Source organism: Methylophaga sp. UBA4204, from assembly GCF_002379485.1.
Taxonomy (GTDB): domain Bacteria; phylum Pseudomonadota; class Gammaproteobacteria; order Nitrosococcales; family Methylophagaceae; genus Methylophaga.
This window is the reverse complement of sequence record NZ_DFTU01000087.1, coordinates 104418-104819: the sequence shown is the minus strand read 5'-3', so window position 1 is coordinate 104819 and position 402 is coordinate 104418. Positions and strand designations below refer to the sequence as shown.

Genomic DNA, 402 nt, shown 5'->3' with positions numbered 1-402 from the left:
GTGGAATGTGGTATGGAAGCATACCCAGAGTTCACTAGCTCTAACTAAGTTATTCTTTACTGAAACGGAAAGGGCAGGTTTTACCTGCCCTTTTTTATGCCTGAAATTTACAAGATTTTATTGATGATACTGAACACTCTCAGCATGCACAGCATCAACCAATGCTGCGACATGTTCAGGATTTATAGTCGGATGGATGCCATGCCCCAGATTAAACACATGTCCACTACCGTGACCATAGGCTTTGAGGATTTCTTTTACTTCTGTTTTTATCCGTTCGGGCTGAGCATATAAAACACAAGGATCCATATTGCCCTGTAAAGCGACTTTATCGCCTATCTGATAACGTGCCAGTGAAAGATCAGTGGTCCAGTCCAGTCCTAACGCATCAGCTCCGACTTC

The 402-nt window shown here is 43.3% G+C and carries 1 protein-coding gene; it reads right to left on the bottom strand.

Going from position 1 to position 402, the window contains the following annotated elements:
* Nucleotides 1-117: 117 nt before the first annotated feature.
* A partial coding sequence (locus tag B3182_RS12985; RefSeq protein WP_292753031.1) for a uroporphyrinogen decarboxylase family protein occupies nucleotides 118-402 on the bottom strand: 285 nt, incomplete at its 5' end.